Genomic DNA, 20,754 nt, shown 5'->3' with positions numbered 1-20,754 from the left:
ATTGCTCATGCACACACCGCCTGAATGGTACGCTAGCCTGTCCGAACTGACCTGTGGTCCGTTAGCCAATATTGTTCATCCCACTGACCATGTGGCGGGGTTGGTGTGTTTTGTTGCGTCGGCCCCGGAAATACCTATGCCGGATCAATGGCTGCCTTGGTCGCTGGCTGTGCATGGTCAGTTGCCGGATCAAACCCAGGCAGATGCCTTGGCAGATGTGTTGATGAAGGGGTTGCAGCAGCAATTGGCGGCAATGCGCAGTGGCGATCCCTTGTTGCCTGGCGGCTACGAATGTCCCGCAATCGACCAGGCCGACGCGCCAGTCAGTCTGTGGTTAACCGGCGGATTGGCTGCTCACAAGCAACTGGAGAATACCTGGCAACACGCCTGGCAACGCATGCAACACAAAGATCCGCATAAAGCCCCAGATGCGGCCAAAACCCTCAAGCATTGTTTGCGACTGTTTTCCACTTTCGCCAATGTGCCTCTGGCCGTTGCGCAGGCTCGTGAAGCGGGCAATCAACAACTGGTTACCGCGCTGCCGAGTATTTTTAATGGTCTCGAACCCGCGCTTCAGGCCTATGTGTCACTGGCAGGGCAGTTGTCAGGCTATCTGCCCAATCAGTTTGAAACCTTTGTGCAGGATTAGGCGCGATTAAACCCAGCGATTGGTGCTGCTGCCCTATTATCCTCAGTTTTCCAATGGGCGCTTGGCCAGTCGTACGGCTTTGGGATGCATCAGGTTGGCCAATGCGGTCAGGCAATCAGCGATACGCTGGTGGGTTTTCTTGTCGTCGGTAATGGCGTTATACAGCCAATGATAGGCATCCTGATAGTCGTAAGGACTGCCATGCCCTTCTATGAACAGATCAGCCAGGCGCAGTTGCGCTTTCAAGTTGCCCAGAGCAGAGGCCTCACGCAAAAAAATGATGCCACGGTCGACGTCTTTCTGGACCAATGTGCCTAACGCATAGTAGCGACCAAGTTGCTCAAGTGCAGCCGCCAGCCCTTGGTCTGCGGCGTCCTGAATTTGTGCAATACCGCGCTCAGGATCAGCTTCTACGCAGACGCCCCAGGCAAGCATGTCACCCCACAAAAACTGGTAAGCGGGGATTTTCAGTGTTTCGGCGCGGGCCTCAATATCCTGGACCAATTGACAACGGTCCATCACGACACGGTCAAGATGGGTATTGTTATCGATCATGTTCAACAGCGCTTCCTGGCTGTACAACTGTACAGCTTGTACTTCCTCTGCAGCGTTGCCAGCACTTGCTGACAACACCAGTGAGACGGCTGCCACTAATTTGAGTTGCCGAACTGTCATAAAATACTTCCTACGAGGCCGGGTGTAATGAGTACTCCTGTTTTATCGGCCCCGATTCCAAATCCTTCACCCTGACGAGGCGGTTTTTGGGGTCAGAGCCATTGCCAGTCGCTGCGCGTGATCGATGAGATCGTGACCCAGATCGGTCAGGTATCCACCGTCAGGTTGGCTGATGATCCCTTTGTCAAACAGTCGTTGTGCCGCAGCGACCGTTGATGCCGGTGCATCGTGATGAATTTTCAGGCCTTGCATCATGCTCTGGGTTGGAAACTTTAACAGCAGATCGAGCTCTTCTGCCATGTGTTGCGTAAACGCCATAAGGACTCCTTTGGCTAGTCGGATGCGTCACGATAGTATGTCCCATCAAACAGTGTTTGCCAGGTTACACCACTATCAGTCGACGATTCCCAGTGTTGCCGTACCGTACCATTTGGATTGGGCGTCCAGGTAATACGGTGTGTAACAGGTTCACCCTGCGCATTTTTGCCCTGGCCTTGCAAGACCATTGCATTGTCTACCATACCACCATCGAGCTGTAACAAAAGCCCGGAATTGTCCATCCAGGTCTGATGCCATTGTCCGGTTTGTCGATCATAGATGTTGAGGCTGTTACCTTCGTATCCTTTGGCGGTCGTGTAATGCTCGGTAACCACGCAACCATTGAGTGTCTTTTCGATGCGGTTGTGCCCTGCCAGTTTGCCGGACGCTGTTTCCACTCGCCACTGTCCTAGCCAGAAGTCAAATGCCTGATAGTGTTGTGTTTCGCAACTGGCGAAACTGCTGCCGGCCCACAGCAAGGTCAAGCAAGCCATTAATATCGGTTTCATTGCGGATTCCCTCTCATGTCATTGTCTCTCATCGTAGTGTGTTATGCCTGCAAGCTCAAAGTTGCAGGGACCAAACGGGTAAACGTTATGAACTAATGTCTAATTATCGTGATGACCGGGCTGGGCTATAGTTGATCCTGAAAACGATGAGGTTGGAGAAAGGTCGTGTTGGGTGTAGTAATGTCGAGCTTTGCTGAATTGTTAGAAGATAACTTTGGAAAAACGCTGGTTACCGAGGTGATGTCGCAATGCGCCCCCGTGGGAGGCATGTACAAACCGGACGGCTATTATCCTTTTGAAGATTTCAAACGCTTGCTGACCGTGACATCACGTCGTACCGGGGTCAGTGAAGCACGCTTGCAACTGCATTTCGGCCGCTATTTGTTCTCTCGCTTTGCCACCCGTCATGCCAAAATGCTGACGCCGTATCAACGGGTGATCCCAATGCTGGCATCCCTGGACAGCGAAGTACATAAACAGGTGCGTGATCAATACCCGGAAGCCGAATTGCCGCACATTGGCGTGCTTGAAACACAAGGCAACCATATTCGATTGTCCTACCGTTCCAATCATCGTCTCATTTCTGTGGCCTGCGGCATGATCGAAGGAGCTGGGATGCATTTCAAGTCTCCTGTTGAGGTCCAAATCTCCGAGCCTTCGGCGACAGGTGAGTACGAAATTTCCGTTACAGAGCAGATGAAAAGCGACTAGACTCGTAAGTCATCGACGACACGTTTATAATCCCGCTATCACACGTCTACTGTCTTCGATATGAAATACAAAGACTTACGGGATTTTATCACCAAACTTGAATCAATGGGGCAACTGAAGCGTGTCACGCACCCCATTGATACCGATCTGGAAATGACCGAGATTGCCGACCGGGTGTTACGTGCCGGCGGACCTGCATTGTTGTTCGAAAACCCCAAGGGCTACAACATTCCGGTACTGGCTAACTTGTTCGGTACACCCGAACGAGTGGCTATGGGCATGGGACAACCGGATGTATCAGCCCTGCGTGAGGTCGGTCAGTTACTTGCTTATCTGAAAGAACCAGAGCCCCCAAAAGGCTTAAAAGACTTGTGGGAAAAGTTGCCCGTGTTTAAGCAGGTGCTCAACATGCCGGCCAAAACGGTCAGCAAAGCACCCTGCCAGGAAGTGGTGTTGCAGGGCGATGATGTCGATTTGACCCGTCTTCCTATTCAGCGTTGCTGGCCAAAGGATGCTGCACCTCTGATTACCTGGGGATTAACGATAACCCAAGGGCCACATAAAAAACGCCAGAATCTGGGCATTTACCGTCAGCAAGTATTGGCGAAAAACAAACTGATCATGCGTTGGCTGTCACACCGTGGCGGTGCGCTGGATTTTAAAGAGTTCACCGACCTGAATCCCGGCCAGAATTATCCGGTGTCCGTGGCGTTGGGGGCTGATCCAGCCACCATTCTTGGTGCTGTGACACCGGTACCTGACACCCTGTCGGAGTATGCGTTTGCCGGCCTGTTGCGCGGCGACAAGACCGAAGTGGTGAAATCGATCAGTAACGACCTTCAGGTCCCGGCCAGTGCCGAAATTGTACTGGAAGGTTATATTGCGCCAGGAGAGACGGCACCGGAAGGTCCATACGGAGACCATACCGGCTATTACAATGAAGTGGACGATTTTCCGGTATTTACGGTGACCCACATTACCCACCGTAAAAACCCCATTTACCATTCTACCTACACCGGCCGACCGCCTGACGAACCGGCGATCCTTGGCGTGGCACTGAATGAAGTGTTTGTGCCCATTTTGCAAAAGCAGTTCCCGGAAATCGTCGATTTTTACCTGCCACCGGAAGGCTGTTCTTACCGAATGGCCGTGGTGACAATGAAAAAGCAATATCCTGGTCATGCCAAGCGGGTCATGATGGGCGTGTGGTCGTTTTTGCGCCAGTTTATGTACACTAAGTTTGTTATTGTGTGTGATGACGATGTGAATGCCCGTGATTGGCAGGACGTGATTTGGGCGATTACGACCCGCATGGATCCTGCCCGAGACACTACCATGATAGAAAGCACGCCGATTGACTATCTGGATTTTGCCTCTCCGGTCTCCGGGCTGGGATCAAAAATGGGAATGGATGCCACCAACAAGTGGCCTGGCGAAACGGACCGGGAGTGGGGTGACCCCATTGTGATGGACGATGCTGTGAAAGCCCGCGTGGATGAACTGTGGGAGTCGTTGGATTTGTTGTCCGACCAAGCACCTAAAAACGATTAAGATGAAGTAATAATGATGAAAGAAACACAAGCCCGCGTATTGGCAATCGAACCGTTAACTCAACAGGTCAGCCGTGTGCGGTTGCAGCCTGAGCAGCCTTTCAATTATCGGCCCGGTCAATACCTGAAGGTGGTTATGTCAGAGCAGGACCGGCGTCCATTTTCGATTGCAAATGCCCCGAGTGAAGATGGTGTGATTGAACTGCATATTGGCGCAGGTGCGGATAATCAATATGCCGCAGAAGTGCTCACCGAAATGCAGAGCGCTTCCCAAGTGACAATTGATGGTGGGCATGGCAATGCGGCATTGGTGACCGATGGGCAACATCCTACCGTGTTACTGGCGGGGGGAACGGGCTTTTCATACACCCGTGCTATCCTTCAAGCGCTATTGCCCATTAACGGTCATGAGCCAGTGTATTTGTATTGGGGCGCCCAAACGTTCGAAGACTTATACGCGTTTGATGAATTAAAAGCGCTTGAACGTGATTTCAAACACTTTACCTTTATCCCTGTGGTGGAAAAGCCGCCGGCAGATTGGACCGGCAAGACCGGCTGGGTGCATAAGGCTGTTCTTGAAGATTTTGTGTCATTGGAACCTTATCACGTCTATGTCGCGGGTCGGTTTGAAATGGCCGGTGTCGCCCGGGAAGACTTCCATGCCAAAGGATTACTGCTGGATCATTTGTTTGGTGATGCCTACGACTTTATCTGAGTGTTATTGGCGGTCGAAAAGCGGTGTTTCTGTGCCGCTTTCCCCCTTGGTATAAATGACAATCAACCGAAAGGCTTCGCAAAACAACCCTTGAGTTGGTTATACTGTTGCCAACATCCCGCCTGAAAAGAACACCATGAGTGACGATCCCTACTACCAACGCGAGAAAGAGAAATACGACAATCCGGTCGCCAGCCGGGAGTATCTGTTACAGGTACTTCAGGATGAAAAAAAACCGATGTCGTTTCTCGAGATCTGCCAGCGTGTAGATGCTAACGATGAGGATGGTCGCGTCGGTATTCAACGTCGCCTCAGAGCGATGGAGCGGGAAGGACAAATCATCTTCAACCGCCAGAAAAAATACGGGCTGGTGGACAAAATGGACCTTATCCGTGGGCGGGTGATCGGCCACCGGGATGGCTTTGGTTTTCTGAAGCGGGAAGATGGCGAGAAAGACTTGTTCATTCATGATGCTCAGATGGCCACGGTGCTGCATGGTGATGTGGTACTTGCCAAAGAGAGCGGATTGGACAAGCGAGGACGCCGTGAGGCCCGGATTGTCAGGGTGGTAGAGCCACGTACAGAGCCGATAGTCGGACGTTATTTCTTTGAAAATGGTGTGGGGATCGTGATCCCGGATGACAGTCGCATCAGCCACGAAATTATCATCCCTCCTGAGCTGGTGGGTGCAGCCCGCCAGGGACACATCGTAGTGGTTGAGTTAACCCAACGGCCTCGCAAACGGGTCAATCCGATCGGCAAAATTGTGGAAGTACTCGGTGAACATATGGCACCGGGTATGGAAATTGAAATGGCCTTGCGCACGTTTGATATTCCCCATCAGTGGCCCAAAGGTGTGACGCGGCAAATTGAGGGTTTGCAGGAGTCGGTACCGGAGCAGGCCAAGCAGGGGCGTATCGACTTGCGTCAGTTGCCGCTGGTCACTATCGATGGTGAGGATGCGCGGGATTTCGATGATGCGGTGTTCTGCGAACCCCTCGACGGAGGCGGTTGGCAGTTATGGGTCGCCATAGCCGACGTGAGCTATTACGTCAGACCGGGTACTGCACTGGATCAGGAAGCCATCAATCGTGGCAACTCGGTGTATTTCCCTGAGCAAGTGATCCCCATGTTGCCGGAAGTCCTGTCGAACGGATTGTGTTCCCTGAACCCTCAGGTTGACCGTCTTTGCATGGTCTGTGAAATGACCATCAGTGCGCAGGGAAAATTGACCGAATATCAGTTTTACGAAGCGGTGATGAATTCACACGCTCGTTTGACCTATACCAAGGTGTGGGGCATTTTGCAGGGTGATCCTGACCTGTATAAACGCTACGAACCTTTCGTTCATCATTTGCGTCACCTGCATGACATGTTCAAAACCCTCAAACGGGCGCGCCAGCGTCGTGGGGCGATTGAGTTTGAGACCCAGGAAAATAAATTTATCTTCAATGCTCAGCGTAAGATTGATCACATTGTGCCGGTGGTGCGCAATGATGCCCATAAGCTCATTGAAGAGTGCATGATCCTGGCCAATGTGGCCGCGGCGGACTTTTTACAAACTAACCAAGCAGAGGGCTTGTACCGGATCCATGATGAGCCCAGTGCGGATCGGTTAGCCAGCTTCACCAGCTATTTGGCCGAAGTGGGCATTGAACACCATATACGGGAAGGGGCCAAGCCCAGTGACTTCACCGATGTGGTAGAGAAGGTACGCAACCGCCCGGACCAGGAACTGATCCAGACCATGTTGCTGCGTTCCATGAAACAGGCCGTGTATGACGGTGACAATATCGGTCACTTTGGTCTGGCCCTGGAAGCGTATGCGCATTTCACGTCGCCAATCCGGCGCTATCCTGATTTGGTGGTGCACCGGGCGATCAAAGGTGTGCTGGATAAAAAGGCTGGTCGTAAAAACAATACCGGCGGCAAGCTCTACAGTCATGAGGATATCGAATCTCTTGGCGAACAGTGCTCGCTTACCGAGCGTCGGGCAGACGACGCCACCCGCGATGTGGCCGATTGGCTCAAGTGTGAGTTTATGCTCGATCACGTGGGTGACACGTTTGAGGGGGTGATCGCCTCTGTCACCGGGTTTGGATTTTTTGTGCGTTTGGCAGAGTTTCATATTGACGGTCTGGTGCATATTTCCTCATTGGAGAATGATTACTACCATTTTGATGAGGTACACCAGTCGTTGATTGGAGAAAGCGGAAATCGCCGCTACCGATTGGGTGACCAAGTGCGGGTCAAAGTTGCAGCGGTTAATCTTGATGAACGCAAGATCGACTTTTTGTTAGACGAGCCCGCGGGCAAAACCCGCTCGGGTAAATCTGTACCGGTGAAGAAAGCCAGCGCCAAGAAAGACAAGCGAGGCACCAAAGCGGCACCAAAAAACAAAAGTGAACGTAAAACCCGACGCTCGTCGTCAAAGAGGAAGAAGTAGGCATGGCACAATCTGAGTGGCTTTATGGCATTCATGCGCTGGAAGCCGTTGTTGAAAGGGAACCCGAGCGTCTCATCGAATTATTTGTGCTAAAAGGCCGTGACGATGAGCGTTTGGTGAATATCGTCAATCAGGCCAGACGGTTTGGTGTGGCGGTACAGTTTTGTCAACGCCGGACGTTAGATGACAAAGTCAACGGCGAGCAACACCAAGGTGTGGTCGCCCGCGCTAAGCCCGGTCGACAGTACGACGAAAACGATCTCGACGCGCTGTTAAATAACACCGAGCAACCCCTTCTTTTGGTGTTGGATGGTGTTACCGATCCGCACAACCTTGGTGCCTGCTTGCGCACCGCCGACGCCGCAGGCGTACATGCCATCGTGGTGCCAAAAGATAAGTCGGCCAAGCTCACCGCGACTGCCCGAAAGGTGGCCTGTGGGGCTGCGGAAGTGATCCCTTTAATCGCGGTAACCAATTTGTCGCGCACGTTAAAAAGTCTGCAACAGGCCGGTGTATGGATTGTCGGTACGGCGGGAGAAGCGCAGCAGACTCTGTACGATTGTAAGCTGACAGGCCCGATGGCATTGGTGATGGGCGCAGAAGGAAAAGGCATGCGCCGGTTAACCCGGGAACACTGTGATGAACTGGTTAAACTGCCAATGGCCGGCAGTGTATCGAGTCTCAATGTTTCTGTGGCGACGGGCATCTGCCTGTATGAAATCGTTCGTCAGCGCCAACACTGATCTTGCTGGACTAGGGCACTCAATGTTCAGACCGCTTTGCAGTGTATTGTTGGCTCTGGCCAGTGCCGTGCATGGGTCTGACCTGCAATCCAGCCCCGTCACACGTGTTGTGTTTGTTGGGCCGGGACCCGGTGAGTCAGTTTTCTGGGATCAGGTCATGGAGCCGATGCCCGCCAGAGCTGCGCAACTGGGCATTGATTTGCGGTTTGAGCAGGTCCCTTTCGACAATCGATTTGAATACCTGCAACCGGTAAAATCGGTGTTAAGTGGCTCTACCCCCCCAGATTACATCATTACCATGCCCAGAGGGGCCAGTGCATTGCCCTTGTTAGAGGCCTTCGAAGGCAGCGCTACCCGATTGGTGACGATCAATTCCGCCATCCCCAGCGAGGAGGCCGAGGCTGCAGGGGCGCCAGGTACGGTCTATCAGCAATGGGTTGGGCAATTATTTTTTGATGACACGTCGGTCGGCTACACCCTGGCTGATACGCTGATCAGCATGGCGAAAAAGCGCTTCGAAGCCAGACCACTGCGTATGATTGTATTATCCGGCGACCGTGTTTTGGATACCTCCCGCGCCCGTGACAGCGGTGCGCTGCAACGACTCAGCAGCGCGCAGGAGGTTGACATGTTGCAACGGGTTGTCGCTGACTGGAACCGCGCAAAAGCGCGAACGTTGACGACGGGTCTACGGCAACGTTACGGTCAGTTACACATCGTGTGGGCCGCCAATGATGATATTGCTTTGGGGGCGTTGGATACGTATGGCAACGATGAGACGTTGCCCGTTATTGGTGGGGTCGATGCAACATCTCAGGCTATCGCTGCGATTCAGGCGGGCAAGATGTCTGTGACCTATGGTGGCAATCACCGTGTCGGTGTGTTGGCACTGGAATACATTGTCGCGTATGAAACATCACCTGTTCCTGTGGCAGAACGAACCAAAATCTACCCATTTCAGCCCATCTTGGCCGATTATCACCGAAATTAATTTACTCTATCATTCGATTTGGTTAGCTTTTTATTAACATACTGATTAGTCTGAGTGTCTTTTGACGAGGAACAGTATGGCCCTCGTTCGTTATCCATTTAGTCAGGAAGGCCGGTGTTATGGAGCTGAAAACCCTACTCGATATGCACTATCAACATGTGCAGACGCATCCCGATAAACTGTTTCTTCAACAACCCAAAGGGGACAAGTTAGAAACCTACACCTGGGCCGAGTTCGATGCGGTTGTGCGTCGTGTGGCAAGTGGTCTGCAGGCCATGGATCTGCCCAAAGGCAGCCATATCGCGCTGTTGTCGAAAAACTGTGCAGAGTGGTTTATTGCTGATTTGGCGATCATGATGGCCGGACACGTCTCTATCCCTATTTTTCCCACCGCTGGGGAAAGCACCATTCAATACGTGCTAAAGCACGCGCAATGCCCGGTTGTTTTTGTCGGCAAGCTGGACGACCCAGAGCCGCAGTTGGCGGCTATTCCCGACGACATTAAAACCATCGGTTTTCCCTATCCCGGCTGTGATACACAGATCAGTTGGGAGCAAATGTGCCAGAACCCAGCTGTCGAAGGTGAATTCCGCCCCGCCTTGGATGACATCATGACGATCATCTATACCTCCGGTAGCACAGGCAGCCCGAAAGGTGTCGTACATACGTATGGTTCTATTTGTTGGGCCGCACAAAGTTCTTTGAAAGCACTCACGGTCAACGGTGATGACAGGATTGTCAGCTACTTGCCTCTTGCTCACATTACCGAGCGTGTGTTGGTCGAAGCGGCAGCCTATTTCTCGGGTATGCAAATCAGCTTCATTGAATCCCTGGATACCTTTACCCGCGATGTTAAGCAGGCTCAGCCGACGTTGTTTATTTCTGTGCCCCGCCTGTGGACGCGATTCCAAATGGGTATCTTGGCGAAAATGCCACAGAAGAAACTCAATTTTCTGCTCGCCATCCCCTTTGTAGGCAAAGCGGTGGCGCGTAAAATTCGTCAGCAACTGGGGCTGGATAAGGCCCGTTTGTGGGCCAGCGGTTCCGCGCCTATCTCGCCCGCGACGATTGAGTGGTTTCATCGCATCGGCATCAACATCTCCGAAGGGTGGGGGATGACGGAGAACAGTGCGTATGGCACCGGTTCGGTACCGTTCAGAGTCGATAAGATAGGCAGTATCGGCAGACCTTATGAAGGTGTGGATATTCGAATTTCTGATGAAGGCGAGATCCAGGTTAAAGCCCCGTGCAATATGAAAGAGTATTACCTGGAGCCAGAAAAAACCGCCGAAGTGTTCACTGATGATGGTTATCTTCGCACTGGCGACAAAGGCGAAATTGATGCCGAAGGCTATGTGCGCATTACCGGTCGTTTAAAAGACATTTTTAAAACCGCCAAAGGCAAATATGTCACGCCCGTGCCGATTGAAGCCAAGATCATGGAAAATGCCATTATCGAGCAGGTGTGTGTAACCGGCAGTAATTTGAAACAGCCCATTGCATTGCTGGTGCTGGCGGAAGAAACCCGCAACAAGGCCAAGGATGAGCTGCATCAGAGCTTGCAAAACACGCTTACGGCAGTGAATGACAGTCTCGAGAGTCATCAGGTACTGGACCACTTTATTGTAATGTCAGAACCCTGGACCATCGAAAACGATTTGTTGACCCCGACACTGAAAGTAAAACGGCACATACTCGAAGACCGTTTTGCGGATGTTATCAATCAGAAACACGATCAACCGGTGGTATGGTTAACCGCCTCATCATGAGCGAATAGTGGTTATGGCGGTGAAAAAATCACCGCCATTCATCGTTCGTTACATGAATTTGAGCTGAATATGCAAAGTTTTTGTAAAGGAATGAACTTTTCCATGGTGAATCCCTCCTAACTTCGATATAAAATCATCGGCTATTTTTCCCTCGAATCATAAATAAAGGATTAGAGTTAATGCGAAGTAATCTGCGATACCCCCTGGCAGCCGTCGCCCTTTCACTGGGTCTGGCCGGTTGTGGCGGTAGTGACGACAACAACAGCGAATTCCCTGACGGTTATCTACAATTTTATAATGGCTCTGCGAACAGTGCTGTAACAACCATGAGCGGTGTGGAGCAAGGTACCCTGGGATCTGCGGCTTTCGGTGACGCTACCAGCATGTTTTCTCTGGACGCAGGTGACGTTGACATCGAGTTTTATCGCACCGACTCCGATGACCAGCAAGTACTGGTTGATGAAATGACCGTCAACTTGTCAGAAGGTGACAAGACGTTGGTCATGTTGACTGGCGATTACAGCAACCCAGTGTTTTCAGAGTACACTTTCGAACGTGAAGACATGGTGGACCATTTCCGTTTGTTCGCCACTTCCACGATCGAAACGAATGGCAGCTATGATGTTTACATGAGTGATTCCGGCGCGCCGTTTGAGTCAGCCAACCTGCTGGGTACAGTAACCTACCAGGGGTTTGACGAGTTTGCTTACTGGGACGGTGACGAAGACAGTGATGACTTCGATGAAGGTGAATACACCATCTACCTGACGGCTCCGGGCGGCAGTGAAGTGTTGTTTGAAAGTCCTACCATCAACTTCGGTTTTGCTACCGAATATGTTCTGGCGATCCGTGAAAGCACCGGTGCTATCCAGGATGCGGTTCAGATTGATCTGATCACCAATTCGTCTTCAGTGACTACTTACGCGGATACAGACGCTACTGCTCAGTATCGTATCTACAACAGTCTGGATGGCGATGCTACCCTGACGGTGAGCTTGGACGGTAACGACACTGAAGGGCAAGAGATTGCTTTGGATGCCAATACCCTGAGTGATTTTACCGACATTGAGTTTGGTGACTATCGCTTGTCCGCGCAAAACGCGGATGCTTCGTTGAGCTTCAACAACCGCTTGGTGACGTTGAACCAAGGACAAAGTAAAGCGATCGTGTTGTACATGGATGCGGAACAAAAGCTGTCATCATTGTCTTTCGCAGAAAGTAACCTGCCTCAGGTGTATGACAAAGAAGTACGCGCAGTGAATCTGGTACCGGACTTCGTGGATGTTGATTTGTATTTCGTGCGTAAGGACGAAACCATCGAATCCGCACAATTTGTGCTGTCCAGCATCGATTTTGGTGAATCCAAAGAGTTGTCATTGCCAAGCGATTTCTATGAGTTGATTGCTGTTTATGATGGCAATGAAGACACGCAACAATTGCTGGATCGCACCCAACTGTTGGGCTTGAACGAAGAGCAAAACTACATCATCACCATTGAGCCATCAACGGACTCGCCAACAGGGTATGCCATTTCCTTGTTGTACTGATGAATCTATCAGTGAAAAGCGGCTTCTAGACAGAAGCCGCTTTTTTTTGTCTGCGACGTAACGCGCATGTGCAACGAAATTGCTATCAGGGATAAACCTTGCTTTGGTTTAGTGCTTAGCGGATTTGTTAGCCAATGCCGAGACGGTGCCTTTCTTTGAACACACCCATATCGTGATTATCGCCAGCAAAAATGCATAGGGCACCAGCCCATTGCCTCCCCGCCAGGTGGCGATAATACCCGTCCAGTGTAGGCATACCTGTGCCAGCATCAGGACGGCGACATAGAGTAGGGTTAAACGGAATAACTGTACAAAAAAGCCATAAATCGTCATCGTTTCAACCTGCGTTCAAAGCAGTGGATCGTTGAGCATTTCGCGCACTTGTTGTGTTTCACCGTCACGTCCCGCGGCATGGATGTCTTCCATGTATCGGGTGGAGCTTAGCCGTTGCATGTAGGCGCCAACTTCATACCAGATTTCATCCATAAAGTTTCCGCCGCACACGGTGGTAAGTTGTTGTTCGAGTCGTTGCATCGTTCAGTCCTCACGCATATCCGCTTAAGCGACCAGTGGTATCCACATAGTCGTAATAGTCTGAGAAGCTTTCCCGGCTCGATTCCCGGAACCCTCGCTCCATGGCTCGGCCGGAGTCATCCATGATGATGGCGATGCCAATGGCTTCAAAGATGGTGCGAATAACGCCGAGGTTGCCGCCACTCACGGCGGTGTATTGCTGTTGTGACAATAGTTTCATTTACGGTCCCTCTTGAATTTGATGATTTCGTCAGCACATATGAGGTGTACTGCAAACTGACTTCCAAAGCGTAGTGTGCTGAGCCTTTTTCGGCGCCGTACTTAGGTCCTGATTGCCAGGCATAACAAGGATTCCGGACCTATGGCGGTGTGTTTTTCAGCGGCCTCCCCGGTGCCCAAAAATAATTCGAAATTGCGCTATCTTAGGCTGATGTTTTCTGTTATCATTTCGCGCCCTTTTTATCGGGGTATGTATAAAAATTCAGCAAGCATTGCTTAAAATGCGCGCTGATTTAGCAGCTTAGACGACTCGAGAGAGTCTTACTTAACAGCGGAGCACTAACATGATCCAAATGCAAACTAACCTGGATGTTGCCGACAACTCCGGCGCTCGCAGGGTTCAGTGTATTAAGGTTCTTGGTGGCTCGCATCGCCGTTATGCACATATCGGTGACATCATCAAAGTTACCGTCAAGGAAGCAATTCCTCGCGGTAAAGTTAAAAAAGGTGACGTACTGAATGCAGTGGTGGTGCGTACTAAGAAAGGCGTTCGTCGTCCTGACGGTTCTTCGATCCGTTTCGACAGCAACGCAGCAGTGTTGCTTAATGCAAACAAGCAACCCATTGGTACGCGTATCTTCGGACCGGTAACCCGTGAGCTTCGTGGCGATTCGTTCATGAAAATCATCTCACTGGCCCCAGAGGTACTATAAGGAGTCACGATAATGGCTAACAAAATTCGTCGTGATGATGAAGTTGTTGTATTGGCCGGTAAAGACAAAGGCAAACAAGGCAAAGTCCTGAAAGTCCTGACGTCTGAAGACCGTCTGATCGTTGAAGGTGTGAATGTGGTGAAGAAGCACCAGAAGCCTAACCCTCACATGAATGTCCCTGGTGGCATCGTTGAGAAAGAAGCTTCCATTCACGTTTCTAATGTCGCGATTGTTAACCCTCAAACGGGTAAAGCAGATCGCGTAGGTTTCCGTTCTGAAGGCGACAAGAAAGTTCGCGTCTTCAAATCGAACGGTGAACTGGTTTAATTAATTGGAGAGTACGATGGCGAAACTGCATGATTTCTATAAAGAAACAGTAGTGGGCGAACTTGCTAAGCAGTTCGGCTACAAAAGCGTCATGCAAGTCCCTCGGATTGAAAAAATCACCCTGAACATGGGTTTGGGTGAAGCAGTAGCGGACAAGAAAATTCTGGAAAATGCGCAAGCCGATATGGCTGCTATCGCTGGCCAGAAGCCGATTGTCACTGTTGCTCGTAAATCCGTCGCGGGTTTTAAAATCCGTGAAGGTTATCCGATTGGCTGTAAAGTAACCCTGCGTGGCGAACGTATGTGGGAATTCTTTGAGCGTTTGGTTTCAATCGCAATTCCTCGTATCCGTGACTTCCGTGGCCTGAATCCTAAGTCATTCGACGGCCGTGGTAACTACAGCATGGGCGTTCGTGAGCAAATCATCTTCCCTGAAATCGACTTTGATAAAGTGGATAAGGTTCGCGGTATGGATATCACTATCACTACCAGTGCGAAGTCCGATGAGGAAGCTCGTGCGTTGTTGAACGCGTTCAACTTCCCGTTCAGAAAATAAGGGGTAGGGTTATGGCAAAAGAATCAATGAAAGCGCGCGAAGTAAAACGCGCCAAACTCGTTGCGAAGTACGCTGAAAAGCGTGCAGCATTGAAAGCGATCATCAGCGACGTAAACGCGTCTGATGAAGAGCGTTGGGATGCTGTTCTGAAGCTGCAACAACTTCCACGTGACTCGGCTCGCACTCGCCAGCAAAATCGCTGCCGCGTGACTGGTCGTCCACATGGTTTCCTACGCAAATTCGGTCTTAGCCGTATCAAGCTGCGTGAAGCAGCAATGCGCGGTGAAGTCCCTGGCCTGAAAAAAGCCAGCTGGTAAGGAGTAGCAGATATGAGCATGCAAGATCCTATCGCGGATATGTTTACCCGCATCCGTAACGGCCAGATGGCACAGAAGATCTCCGTATCTATGCCTTCATCTAAACTGCGCACGGCTATTGCCAAAGTGCTGAAAGAAGAAGGTTACATCGAAGACTTCGCTGTTTCTGGTGACGTTAAGCCTGTGATGGAAGTGACGCTGAAGTACTTCGAAGGCAAACGAGTAATCGAAAGCATTGAACGTGTCAGCCGCCCTGGCCTGCGCATCTACAAAAAGAAAGATGAGCTGCCAAAAGTAATGGGTGGTCTGGGCGTAGCTATCGTGTCTACTTCTAAAGGTGTGATGACTGACCGTGCAGCGCGTAAAGCGGGCATGGGCGGTGAGATCATCGGTTATGTAGCGTAACGGAGGAAGTATCAATGTCACGTGTAGCTAAAGCTCCTGTCGATATCGCGTCTGGCGTAGAAGTTTCTATCGCCGGTCAAGAAGTCACAGTAAAAGGTAAGAACGGTACATTGAACCGTGTATTCAACGAAGCCGTTGAAGTTGTTCAAGAAGAAAACCAACTGAAAGCCCTGCCTCGCGAAGGCATGCCTAACGGTTGGGCACAAGCAGGTACTGCTCGTGCACTGTTGAACGCCATGGTTATCGGTGTTACCGAAGGGTTCGAGAAAAAATTACAGTTGAATGGTGTTGGTTACCGTGCGCAAGCACAAGGTAGCAAACTGAACCTGACACTGGGTTTCTCTCACCCTGTCGTATACGAAATGCCTCAAGGCATCACCGTAGAAACTCCAAGCCAAACTGAAATCCTCGTCAAAGGCGCAGATAAGCAGTTGGTGGGTCAGGTTGCAGCTAACATCCGCGGTTATCGTCCGCCAGAGCCTTACAAAGGCAAAGGTGTTCGTTACGCAGATGAAGTTGTGCGTCGTAAAGAAGCTAAGAAGAAATAGGTGGGTACGATGGATAAGAAAGCAGCTCGCTTGCGTCGCGCTACTCGTGCACGCAAAAAAATTAGTGAACTGGCCGCGCATCGCTTGGTTGTAAACCGCACACCTCGCCACATCTACGCTCAGTTGATCGCTCCTAGCGGTTCTGAAGTAATGGCGGCGGCCTCTACTGTAGAAGCTGACTTGCGTAAAGGTCTGAAAGCGACCGGTAACGTTGAAGCAGCCGCTGCAGTGGGTAAAGCGATCGCTGAACGCGCTATCGAAAAAGGCATCAAAGATGTCGCTTTCGACCGTAGCGGGTTCAAATATCATGGTCGAGTTAAGGCATTGGCTGATGCTGCTCGCGAAGCAGGTCTTCAGTTCTAGGAGTTAATTATGGCTAAAGTAGAAGTTCAAAATGGTGAACTGTTGGAGAAATTGATTGCCGTAAACCGCGTATCTAAAGTGGTTAAAGGTGGTCGTATCTTCAGTTTCACCGCACTGACTGTTGTTGGTGACGGTAATGGCCGTGTGGGTTTCGGTTACGGTAAAGCACGTGAAGTGCCTGCCGCAATTCAGAAAGCCATGGAGAAGGCACGTCGCAATCTTGTGAACGTTGACCTGAACGGTAATACGTTGCAGCACCCTATCAAGGGTCGTCACTCTGGCTCCAAGGTTTACATGCAGCCTGCATCTGAAGGTACCGGTATCATTGCCGGTGGTGCGATGCGTGCAGTACTTGAAGTTGCTGGTGTACAGAACGTACTTTCAAAATGTTACGGTTCTACCAACCCAATTAACGTGGTTCGCGCAACCATCAACGCTCTGGTTGACATGAAGTCGCCTGAGCAGGTTGCAGCCAAGCGTGGGTTGCCCGTAAACGAGATTTTGGGGTAATTGAACATGGCAAAGATGATTAAAGTAAAGCAAACCAAAAGCGCGATTGGCCGTTTGCCAAAGCACAAGGCTACTTTGACTGGCCTGGGTCTGCGCCGCATCGGTCATGTTCGTGAACTGGAAGATACACCTGCAGTTCGCGGTATGATTAACCGTGTTAACTACATGGTTGAGATCGTGGAGGAGTAAGTGATGAAATTGAATACTATTGCTCCTGCACCAGGAGCCAAAAGTTCTGGTAAGCGCGTAGGTCGTGGTATTGGTTCTGGCCTGGGTAAAACCGGTGGCCGTGGTCACAAAGGTCAGAAGAGCCGCTCTGGTGGTTCTGTAAAACCTGGCTTTGAAGGTGGTCAAATGCCAATCCAACGCCGTCTGCCTAAGTTCGGTTTCACGTCTCGTGTTGGTCTGGTTACTGACCAGGTAACACTGAGCGAAATCGCTAAGGTAGAAGGTGATGTGGTTTCACTCGAAACGTTGAAAGCTGCTGGTCTGGTTAAGAAAGACATGCAGTTCGTCAAGGTGATGAAGAGCGGTGAAATCAATCGTGCAGTTACTGTAAGTGGATTGAAGGTTACAAAAGGCGCCCTTGAAGCTATCAAGGCTGCTGGCGGTAAAGTAGAGGAATAAGCTAGATGGCAAAACCAGGATTGGATTCGAGCGCCAAAGGCGGCTTGACGGAGCTTAAATCAAGGCTGTTGTTCGTACTGGGTGCGATCATTGTATTTAGACTGGGTTCCTATGTGCCGATTCCTGGTATTGATGGCGCTGTGCTGGCTCAATTATTTGAGCAGCAAAAGGGCACGATCGTAGAAATGTTTAACATGTTCTCCGGTGGTGCGCTTGAGCGTGCATCAGTTCTTGCCCTGGGTATCATGCCTTACATTTCAGCGTCTATCATCATGCAGATCCTCACTGTAGTGCATCCGCCGATGATGGAACTGAAGAAGGAAGGTGAGGCAGGACGTCGCAAAATCAGTCAGTACACACGGTATTTCACCCTGGTGCTGGCGACATTCCAAGCAATTGGAATTGCGACCAACCTGCCTAACCTGATTCAAGGCTTGGTGATTAACCCCGGCTTCGGTTTTTACTTTACAGCAGTGGTGAGTCTGGTTACCGGTACCATGTTCCTGATGTGGTTAGGTGAGCAGATTACCGAGCGAGGTATCGGTAACGGTATCTCCATTCTGATTTTTACGGGTATTGTGGCTGGCTTGCCTACAGCGATCGGCCAGACAGCAGAACAAGCCCGACAGGGCGAGATCAACTTGTTGTTCTTGCTATTGATTGGAGTGATTGTGATTGCTCTTACCTACCTGGTGGTGTTTGTTGAACGTGGTCAACGTCGTATCGTCGTTAACTACGCTAAACGTCAGCAGGGTCGTAAGGTCTTTGCAGCGCAAAGCACTCATTTGCCGTTGAAGGTTAATATGGCCGGTGTAATTCCGCCCATCTTCGCGTCAAGTATCATCCTGTTCCCTGGCACTATTGCCGGTTGGTTTGGTCAGAATGAATCCATGTCATGGTTGTCGGATGTCGCATTGATGATTTCCCCTGGACAGCCGTTATATGTGATGTTGTACGCTGCGGCGATTGTGTTTTTCTGCTTCTTCTACACGGCGTTGGTTTTCAACCCGCGTGAAACTGCAGATAACCTGAAAAAGTCTGGTGCTTTTGTACCGGGTATTCGCCCTGGTGAACAAACGTCTCGGTACATTGATAAAGTAATGACCCGCCTGACGTTGGCTGGCGCACTTTACATAACCTTTATTTGTTTAGTGCCTGAATTCATGTTGATCGCCTGGAACGTTCCGTTCTATTTCGGCGGTACATCACTGCTGATTATTGTGGTGGTGATCATGGACTTTATGGCACAGGTGCAGACCCATTTGATGTCTCATCAATATGAGTCTGTTCTTAAGAAAGCCAATCTTAAAGGCTACGGCCGCTAAGATTGACTATTACGGAGTGGTGAAATGAAAGTTCGTGCATCCGTTAAGAAGATTTGCCGTAACTGCAAAATCATTAAGCGCAACGGCGTTGTTCGAGTGATTTGCGTTGAGCCTAAGCACAAGCAAAGGCAAGGCTAATCAAACGGTGGAGGAGAGCCGGCTGGTCCGGTTGTCCTAACCTTAATTTGCAATTTAGTCGTCGGGTAAGTATCCTATCGGGCTTTTTAGGCTGACGACAATTTAACTTAGAGGAGTGCTGTTAATGGCCCGTATCGCTGGCATTAACATTCCTGAACACAAGCACGCTGTGATTGCTATTCAGTCAATCTACGGTGTAGGCGCTACACGTGCGAAAAGCATCTGTGCAGCTGCTGGTGTTGCAGAAGATAGCAAGATCAAAGATCTTGACGAAACAACCATTGATAAACTGCGTGACGAAGTGGCTAAATTCACTGTAGAAGGTGACCTTCGTCGTGAGATTTCAATGAACATCAAACGTTTGATGGACCTAGGTTGCTTCCGTGGCATTCGCCACCGTCGTAGCTTGCCTCTGCGTGGTCAGCGTACTAAAACGAACGCGCGTACCCGTAAAGGTCCTCGTAAGCCGATTAAAAAGTAAGCGGGGGACTAGATTATGGCAAAAGCACCTACTCGCACGCGTAAGCGCGCAAAACGTCAAGTTGCTGATGGTATGGCTCATATCCATGCCTCTTTCAACAACACTATCGTGACAATCACTGACCGTCAGGGCAACGCTCTGGCTTGGGCAACATCAGGTGGTTCTGGTTTCCGTGGTTCACGTAAATCTACCCCTTTTGCAGCTCAGGTTGCTGCTGAGCGCGCTGGTACAGCTGCTCAGGAATACGGTTTGAAGAACCTTGAAGTGTTCGTTAAAGGTCCCGGTCCAGGTCGTGAATCTGCGATCCGTGCCCTGAACGCCACAGGTTACAAAATCACGAACATTACCGATGTGACGCCTATCCCTCACAACGGTTGTCGTCCACCGAAGAAACGTCGCGTTTAATCGACGGACTGTTGGAGAAAGATCATGGCAAGATATTTGGGTCCAAAACTCAAACTTAGCCGTCGCGAAGGAACAGACCTGTTCCTTAAAAGCGGCGTTCGAGCAATCGACTCGAAATGTAAAATCGATACTGCCCCTGGTCAGCACGGTGCCCGTCGTGGGCGTCTGTCTGACTACGGTGTTCAGTTACGTGAAAAGCAAAAAGTTCGTCGTATGTACGGCGTTCTGGAAAAGCAGTTCCGTAATTACTATAAAGAAGCTGCGCGTCTGAAAGGCAACACAGGTGAAAACCTGCTGCAACTTTTAGAACAGCGTCTTGACAATGTTGTATACCGTATGGGTTTCGCCAGCACTCGCGCTGAAGCACGTCAGCTGGTAAGCCACAAAGCCATCATGGTTAACGGTAAGGTTGTTAATATACCTTCTTATAACGTATCTGCTGAAGACGTTGTTTCCGTTCGTGAAAAATCCAAGAAGCAAGCGCGTATCGTTGCTGCTCTGGAGCTGGCGGACCAGCGTGAAAAACCAACTTGGATTGAAGTAGACAGCAAGAAAATGGAAGGCGTTTTCAAACGTATTCCAGAGCGTACTGATTTGTCTGCCGAAATTAACGAACAGTTGATCGTCGAACTTTACTCTAAGTAAAGCTTAAAGAAGAGAGGA

29 protein-coding genes are annotated in these 20,754 nt (G+C 50.5%); 24 read left to right on the top strand and 5 right to left on the bottom strand.

Annotated elements, in window-relative coordinates; genetic code table 11:
* Nucleotides 1-7 precede the first annotated feature (7 nt).
* Nucleotides 8-649 (top strand): UPF0149 family protein, encoded by a 642-nt coding sequence (locus tag LJ739_RS13495; RefSeq protein WP_229161293.1) that lies wholly within the window; start codon nt 8-10, stop codon nt 647-649.
* Between the two features lie 42 nt (nt 650-691).
* Here LJ739_RS13495 and LJ739_RS13490 read toward each other — a convergent pair whose 3' ends face one another.
* The 3 genes from LJ739_RS13490 to LJ739_RS13480 all read right to left on the bottom strand — a co-directional run bounded on the left by LJ739_RS13490 (nt 692) and on the right by LJ739_RS13480 (nt 2,151).
* Entirely contained in the window at nt 692-1,324 is a 633-nt protein-coding gene (locus tag LJ739_RS13490; RefSeq protein WP_229161291.1) for a tetratricopeptide repeat protein, read from the bottom strand.
* A 66-nt stretch (nt 1,325-1,390) separates the two neighbouring features.
* The gene (locus LJ739_RS13485) at nt 1,391-1,642 is read right to left on the bottom strand and encodes a TIGR02647 family protein (RefSeq protein ID WP_229161289.1); all 252 of its coding nucleotides are present in this window, start codon (nt 1,640-1,642) and stop codon (nt 1,391-1,393) included.
* 14 nt (nt 1,643-1,656) lie between these two features.
* Nucleotides 1,657-2,151 carry a hypothetical protein gene (locus LJ739_RS13480; protein WP_229161287.1) on the bottom strand — a complete coding sequence of 165 codons (495 nt, stop codon included), beginning with the start codon at nt 2,149-2,151 and terminating at the stop codon, nt 1,657-1,659.
* Between the two features lie 165 nt (nt 2,152-2,316).
* On the opposite strand from LJ739_RS13480, the gene LJ739_RS13475 reads away from it, so the two are divergent.
* The 8 genes from LJ739_RS13475 (at nt 2,317) to LJ739_RS13440 (ending at nt 12,623) form a co-directional block, all read left to right on the top strand.
* Nucleotides 2,317-2,862 (top strand): heme NO-binding domain-containing protein, encoded by a 546-nt coding sequence (locus tag LJ739_RS13475; protein ID WP_229161285.1) that lies wholly within the window; start codon nt 2,317-2,319, stop codon nt 2,860-2,862.
* Between the two features lie 60 nt (nt 2,863-2,922).
* Entirely contained in the window at nt 2,923-4,413 is a 1,491-nt protein-coding gene (gene ubiD, locus LJ739_RS13470) for a 4-hydroxy-3-polyprenylbenzoate decarboxylase (protein ID WP_229161284.1), read from the top strand.
* A 15-nt stretch (nt 4,414-4,428) separates the two neighbouring features.
* Nucleotides 4,429-5,127: an NAD(P)H-flavin reductase gene (gene fre / locus LJ739_RS13465; RefSeq protein WP_229161673.1), complete on the top strand. Its 699-nt coding sequence runs from the start codon at nt 4,429-4,431 to the stop codon at nt 5,125-5,127.
* A 136-nt stretch (nt 5,128-5,263) separates the two neighbouring features.
* Nucleotides 5,264-7,573 (top strand): ribonuclease R, encoded by a 2,310-nt coding sequence (rnr, locus tag LJ739_RS13460; RefSeq protein ID WP_229161282.1) that lies wholly within the window; start codon nt 5,264-5,266, stop codon nt 7,571-7,573.
* Nucleotides 7,574-7,575: 2 nt separating this feature from the next.
* Entirely contained in the window at nt 7,576-8,316 is a 741-nt protein-coding gene (gene rlmB, locus LJ739_RS13455) for a 23S rRNA (guanosine(2251)-2'-O)-methyltransferase RlmB (protein WP_229161280.1), read from the top strand.
* Between the two features lie 22 nt (nt 8,317-8,338).
* Nucleotides 8,339-9,307, top strand: coding sequence for a substrate-binding domain-containing protein (locus tag LJ739_RS13450; protein WP_229161277.1), 969 nt, complete (start codon nt 8,339-8,341; stop codon nt 9,305-9,307).
* A 119-nt stretch (nt 9,308-9,426) separates the two neighbouring features.
* On the top strand, nt 9,427-11,076 hold the full coding sequence (locus LJ739_RS13445; RefSeq protein ID WP_229161275.1) for an AMP-binding protein: 1,650 nt from the start codon (nt 9,427-9,429) through the stop codon (nt 11,074-11,076).
* A 179-nt stretch (nt 11,077-11,255) separates the two neighbouring features.
* Nucleotides 11,256-12,623: a DUF4397 domain-containing protein gene (locus tag LJ739_RS13440; protein ID WP_229161274.1), complete on the top strand. Its 1,368-nt coding sequence runs from the start codon at nt 11,256-11,258 to the stop codon at nt 12,621-12,623.
* A 348-nt stretch (nt 12,624-12,971) separates the two neighbouring features.
* Here the strand turns inward: LJ739_RS13440 and LJ739_RS13435 are convergent, their stop codons facing one another.
* Together LJ739_RS13435 and LJ739_RS13430 are read right to left on the bottom strand one after the other, a co-directional pair.
* Nucleotides 12,972-13,157 carry a hypothetical protein gene (locus LJ739_RS13435; RefSeq protein WP_229161272.1) on the bottom strand — a complete coding sequence of 62 codons (186 nt, stop codon included), beginning with the start codon at nt 13,155-13,157 and terminating at the stop codon, nt 12,972-12,974.
* 10 nt (nt 13,158-13,167) lie between these two features.
* On the bottom strand, nt 13,168-13,377 hold the full coding sequence (locus tag LJ739_RS13430) for a hypothetical protein (protein ID WP_229161271.1): 210 nt from the start codon (nt 13,375-13,377) through the stop codon (nt 13,168-13,170).
* A gap of 343 nt (nt 13,378-13,720) precedes the next feature.
* Here LJ739_RS13430 and rplN point away from each other — a divergent pair, with 343 nt between their 5' ends.
* The 15 genes from rplN to rpsD all read left to right on the top strand — a co-directional run bounded on the left by rplN (nt 13,721) and on the right by rpsD (nt 20,736).
* Nucleotides 13,721-14,089 carry a 50S ribosomal protein L14 gene (rplN, locus tag LJ739_RS13425; protein ID WP_229161269.1) on the top strand — a complete coding sequence of 123 codons (369 nt, stop codon included), beginning with the start codon at nt 13,721-13,723 and terminating at the stop codon, nt 14,087-14,089.
* Nucleotides 14,090-14,101: 12 nt separating this feature from the next.
* Nucleotides 14,102-14,416, top strand: a complete 315-nt coding sequence (rplX, locus tag LJ739_RS13420) for a 50S ribosomal protein L24 (protein ID WP_229161267.1) — start codon at nt 14,102-14,104, stop codon at nt 14,414-14,416.
* Nucleotides 14,417-14,432: 16 nt separating this feature from the next.
* Nucleotides 14,433-14,972 carry a 50S ribosomal protein L5 gene (gene rplE / locus LJ739_RS13415; protein ID WP_229161265.1) on the top strand — a complete coding sequence of 180 codons (540 nt, stop codon included), beginning with the start codon at nt 14,433-14,435 and terminating at the stop codon, nt 14,970-14,972.
* 11 nt (nt 14,973-14,983) lie between these two features.
* A complete protein-coding gene (rpsN, locus tag LJ739_RS13410) occupies nt 14,984-15,289 on the top strand; it encodes a 30S ribosomal protein S14 (RefSeq protein WP_229161264.1) in 306 nt (101 codons plus the stop codon).
* A 12-nt stretch (nt 15,290-15,301) separates the two neighbouring features.
* Entirely contained in the window at nt 15,302-15,694 is a 393-nt protein-coding gene (gene rpsH, locus LJ739_RS13405; RefSeq protein ID WP_229161263.1) for a 30S ribosomal protein S8, read from the top strand.
* Nucleotides 15,695-15,708: 14 nt separating this feature from the next.
* Complete coding sequence (rplF, locus tag LJ739_RS13400) at nt 15,709-16,242, top strand: 50S ribosomal protein L6 (protein WP_229161262.1); 534 nt, start codon at nt 15,709-15,711, stop codon at nt 16,240-16,242.
* A gap of 9 nt (nt 16,243-16,251) precedes the next feature.
* Nucleotides 16,252-16,605 carry a 50S ribosomal protein L18 gene (rplR, locus tag LJ739_RS13395; RefSeq protein WP_229161261.1) on the top strand — a complete coding sequence of 118 codons (354 nt, stop codon included), beginning with the start codon at nt 16,252-16,254 and terminating at the stop codon, nt 16,603-16,605.
* Between the two features lie 9 nt (nt 16,606-16,614).
* Nucleotides 16,615-17,115, top strand: coding sequence for a 30S ribosomal protein S5 (gene rpsE, locus LJ739_RS13390; protein ID WP_229161260.1), 501 nt, complete (start codon nt 16,615-16,617; stop codon nt 17,113-17,115).
* A 6-nt stretch (nt 17,116-17,121) separates the two neighbouring features.
* The gene (rpmD, locus tag LJ739_RS13385) at nt 17,122-17,304 is read left to right on the top strand and encodes a 50S ribosomal protein L30 (protein ID WP_229161259.1); all 183 of its coding nucleotides are present in this window, start codon (nt 17,122-17,124) and stop codon (nt 17,302-17,304) included.
* Nucleotides 17,305-17,307: 3 nt separating this feature from the next.
* Nucleotides 17,308-17,742 carry a 50S ribosomal protein L15 gene (gene rplO / locus LJ739_RS13380; protein WP_229161256.1) on the top strand — a complete coding sequence of 145 codons (435 nt, stop codon included), beginning with the start codon at nt 17,308-17,310 and terminating at the stop codon, nt 17,740-17,742.
* Between the two features lie 5 nt (nt 17,743-17,747).
* Nucleotides 17,748-19,067 carry a preprotein translocase subunit SecY gene (gene secY / locus LJ739_RS13375; RefSeq protein ID WP_229161254.1) on the top strand — a complete coding sequence of 440 codons (1,320 nt, stop codon included), beginning with the start codon at nt 17,748-17,750 and terminating at the stop codon, nt 19,065-19,067.
* A gap of 24 nt (nt 19,068-19,091) precedes the next feature.
* Complete coding sequence (gene rpmJ, locus LJ739_RS13370; protein ID WP_075607266.1) at nt 19,092-19,205, top strand: 50S ribosomal protein L36; 114 nt, start codon at nt 19,092-19,094, stop codon at nt 19,203-19,205.
* Between the two features lie 124 nt (nt 19,206-19,329).
* The gene (gene rpsM / locus LJ739_RS13365) at nt 19,330-19,686 is read left to right on the top strand and encodes a 30S ribosomal protein S13 (RefSeq protein ID WP_229161252.1); all 357 of its coding nucleotides are present in this window, start codon (nt 19,330-19,332) and stop codon (nt 19,684-19,686) included.
* A 15-nt stretch (nt 19,687-19,701) separates the two neighbouring features.
* A complete protein-coding gene (gene rpsK / locus LJ739_RS13360) occupies nt 19,702-20,091 on the top strand; it encodes a 30S ribosomal protein S11 (RefSeq protein WP_026377330.1) in 390 nt (129 codons plus the stop codon).
* Between the two features lie 24 nt (nt 20,092-20,115).
* Nucleotides 20,116-20,736 carry a 30S ribosomal protein S4 gene (gene rpsD / locus LJ739_RS13355; protein WP_008846190.1) on the top strand — a complete coding sequence of 207 codons (621 nt, stop codon included), beginning with the start codon at nt 20,116-20,118 and terminating at the stop codon, nt 20,734-20,736.
* Nucleotides 20,737-20,754: the final 18 nt, after the last annotated feature.

It is taken from the genome of Fluctibacter halophilus (genome assembly GCF_020687825.1).
GTDB lineage: Bacteria > Pseudomonadota > Gammaproteobacteria > Enterobacterales > Alteromonadaceae > Fluctibacter > Fluctibacter halophilus.
Note: the sequence above shows the minus strand (reverse complement) of the source record. Positions and strands in the feature narration are given on the sequence as shown.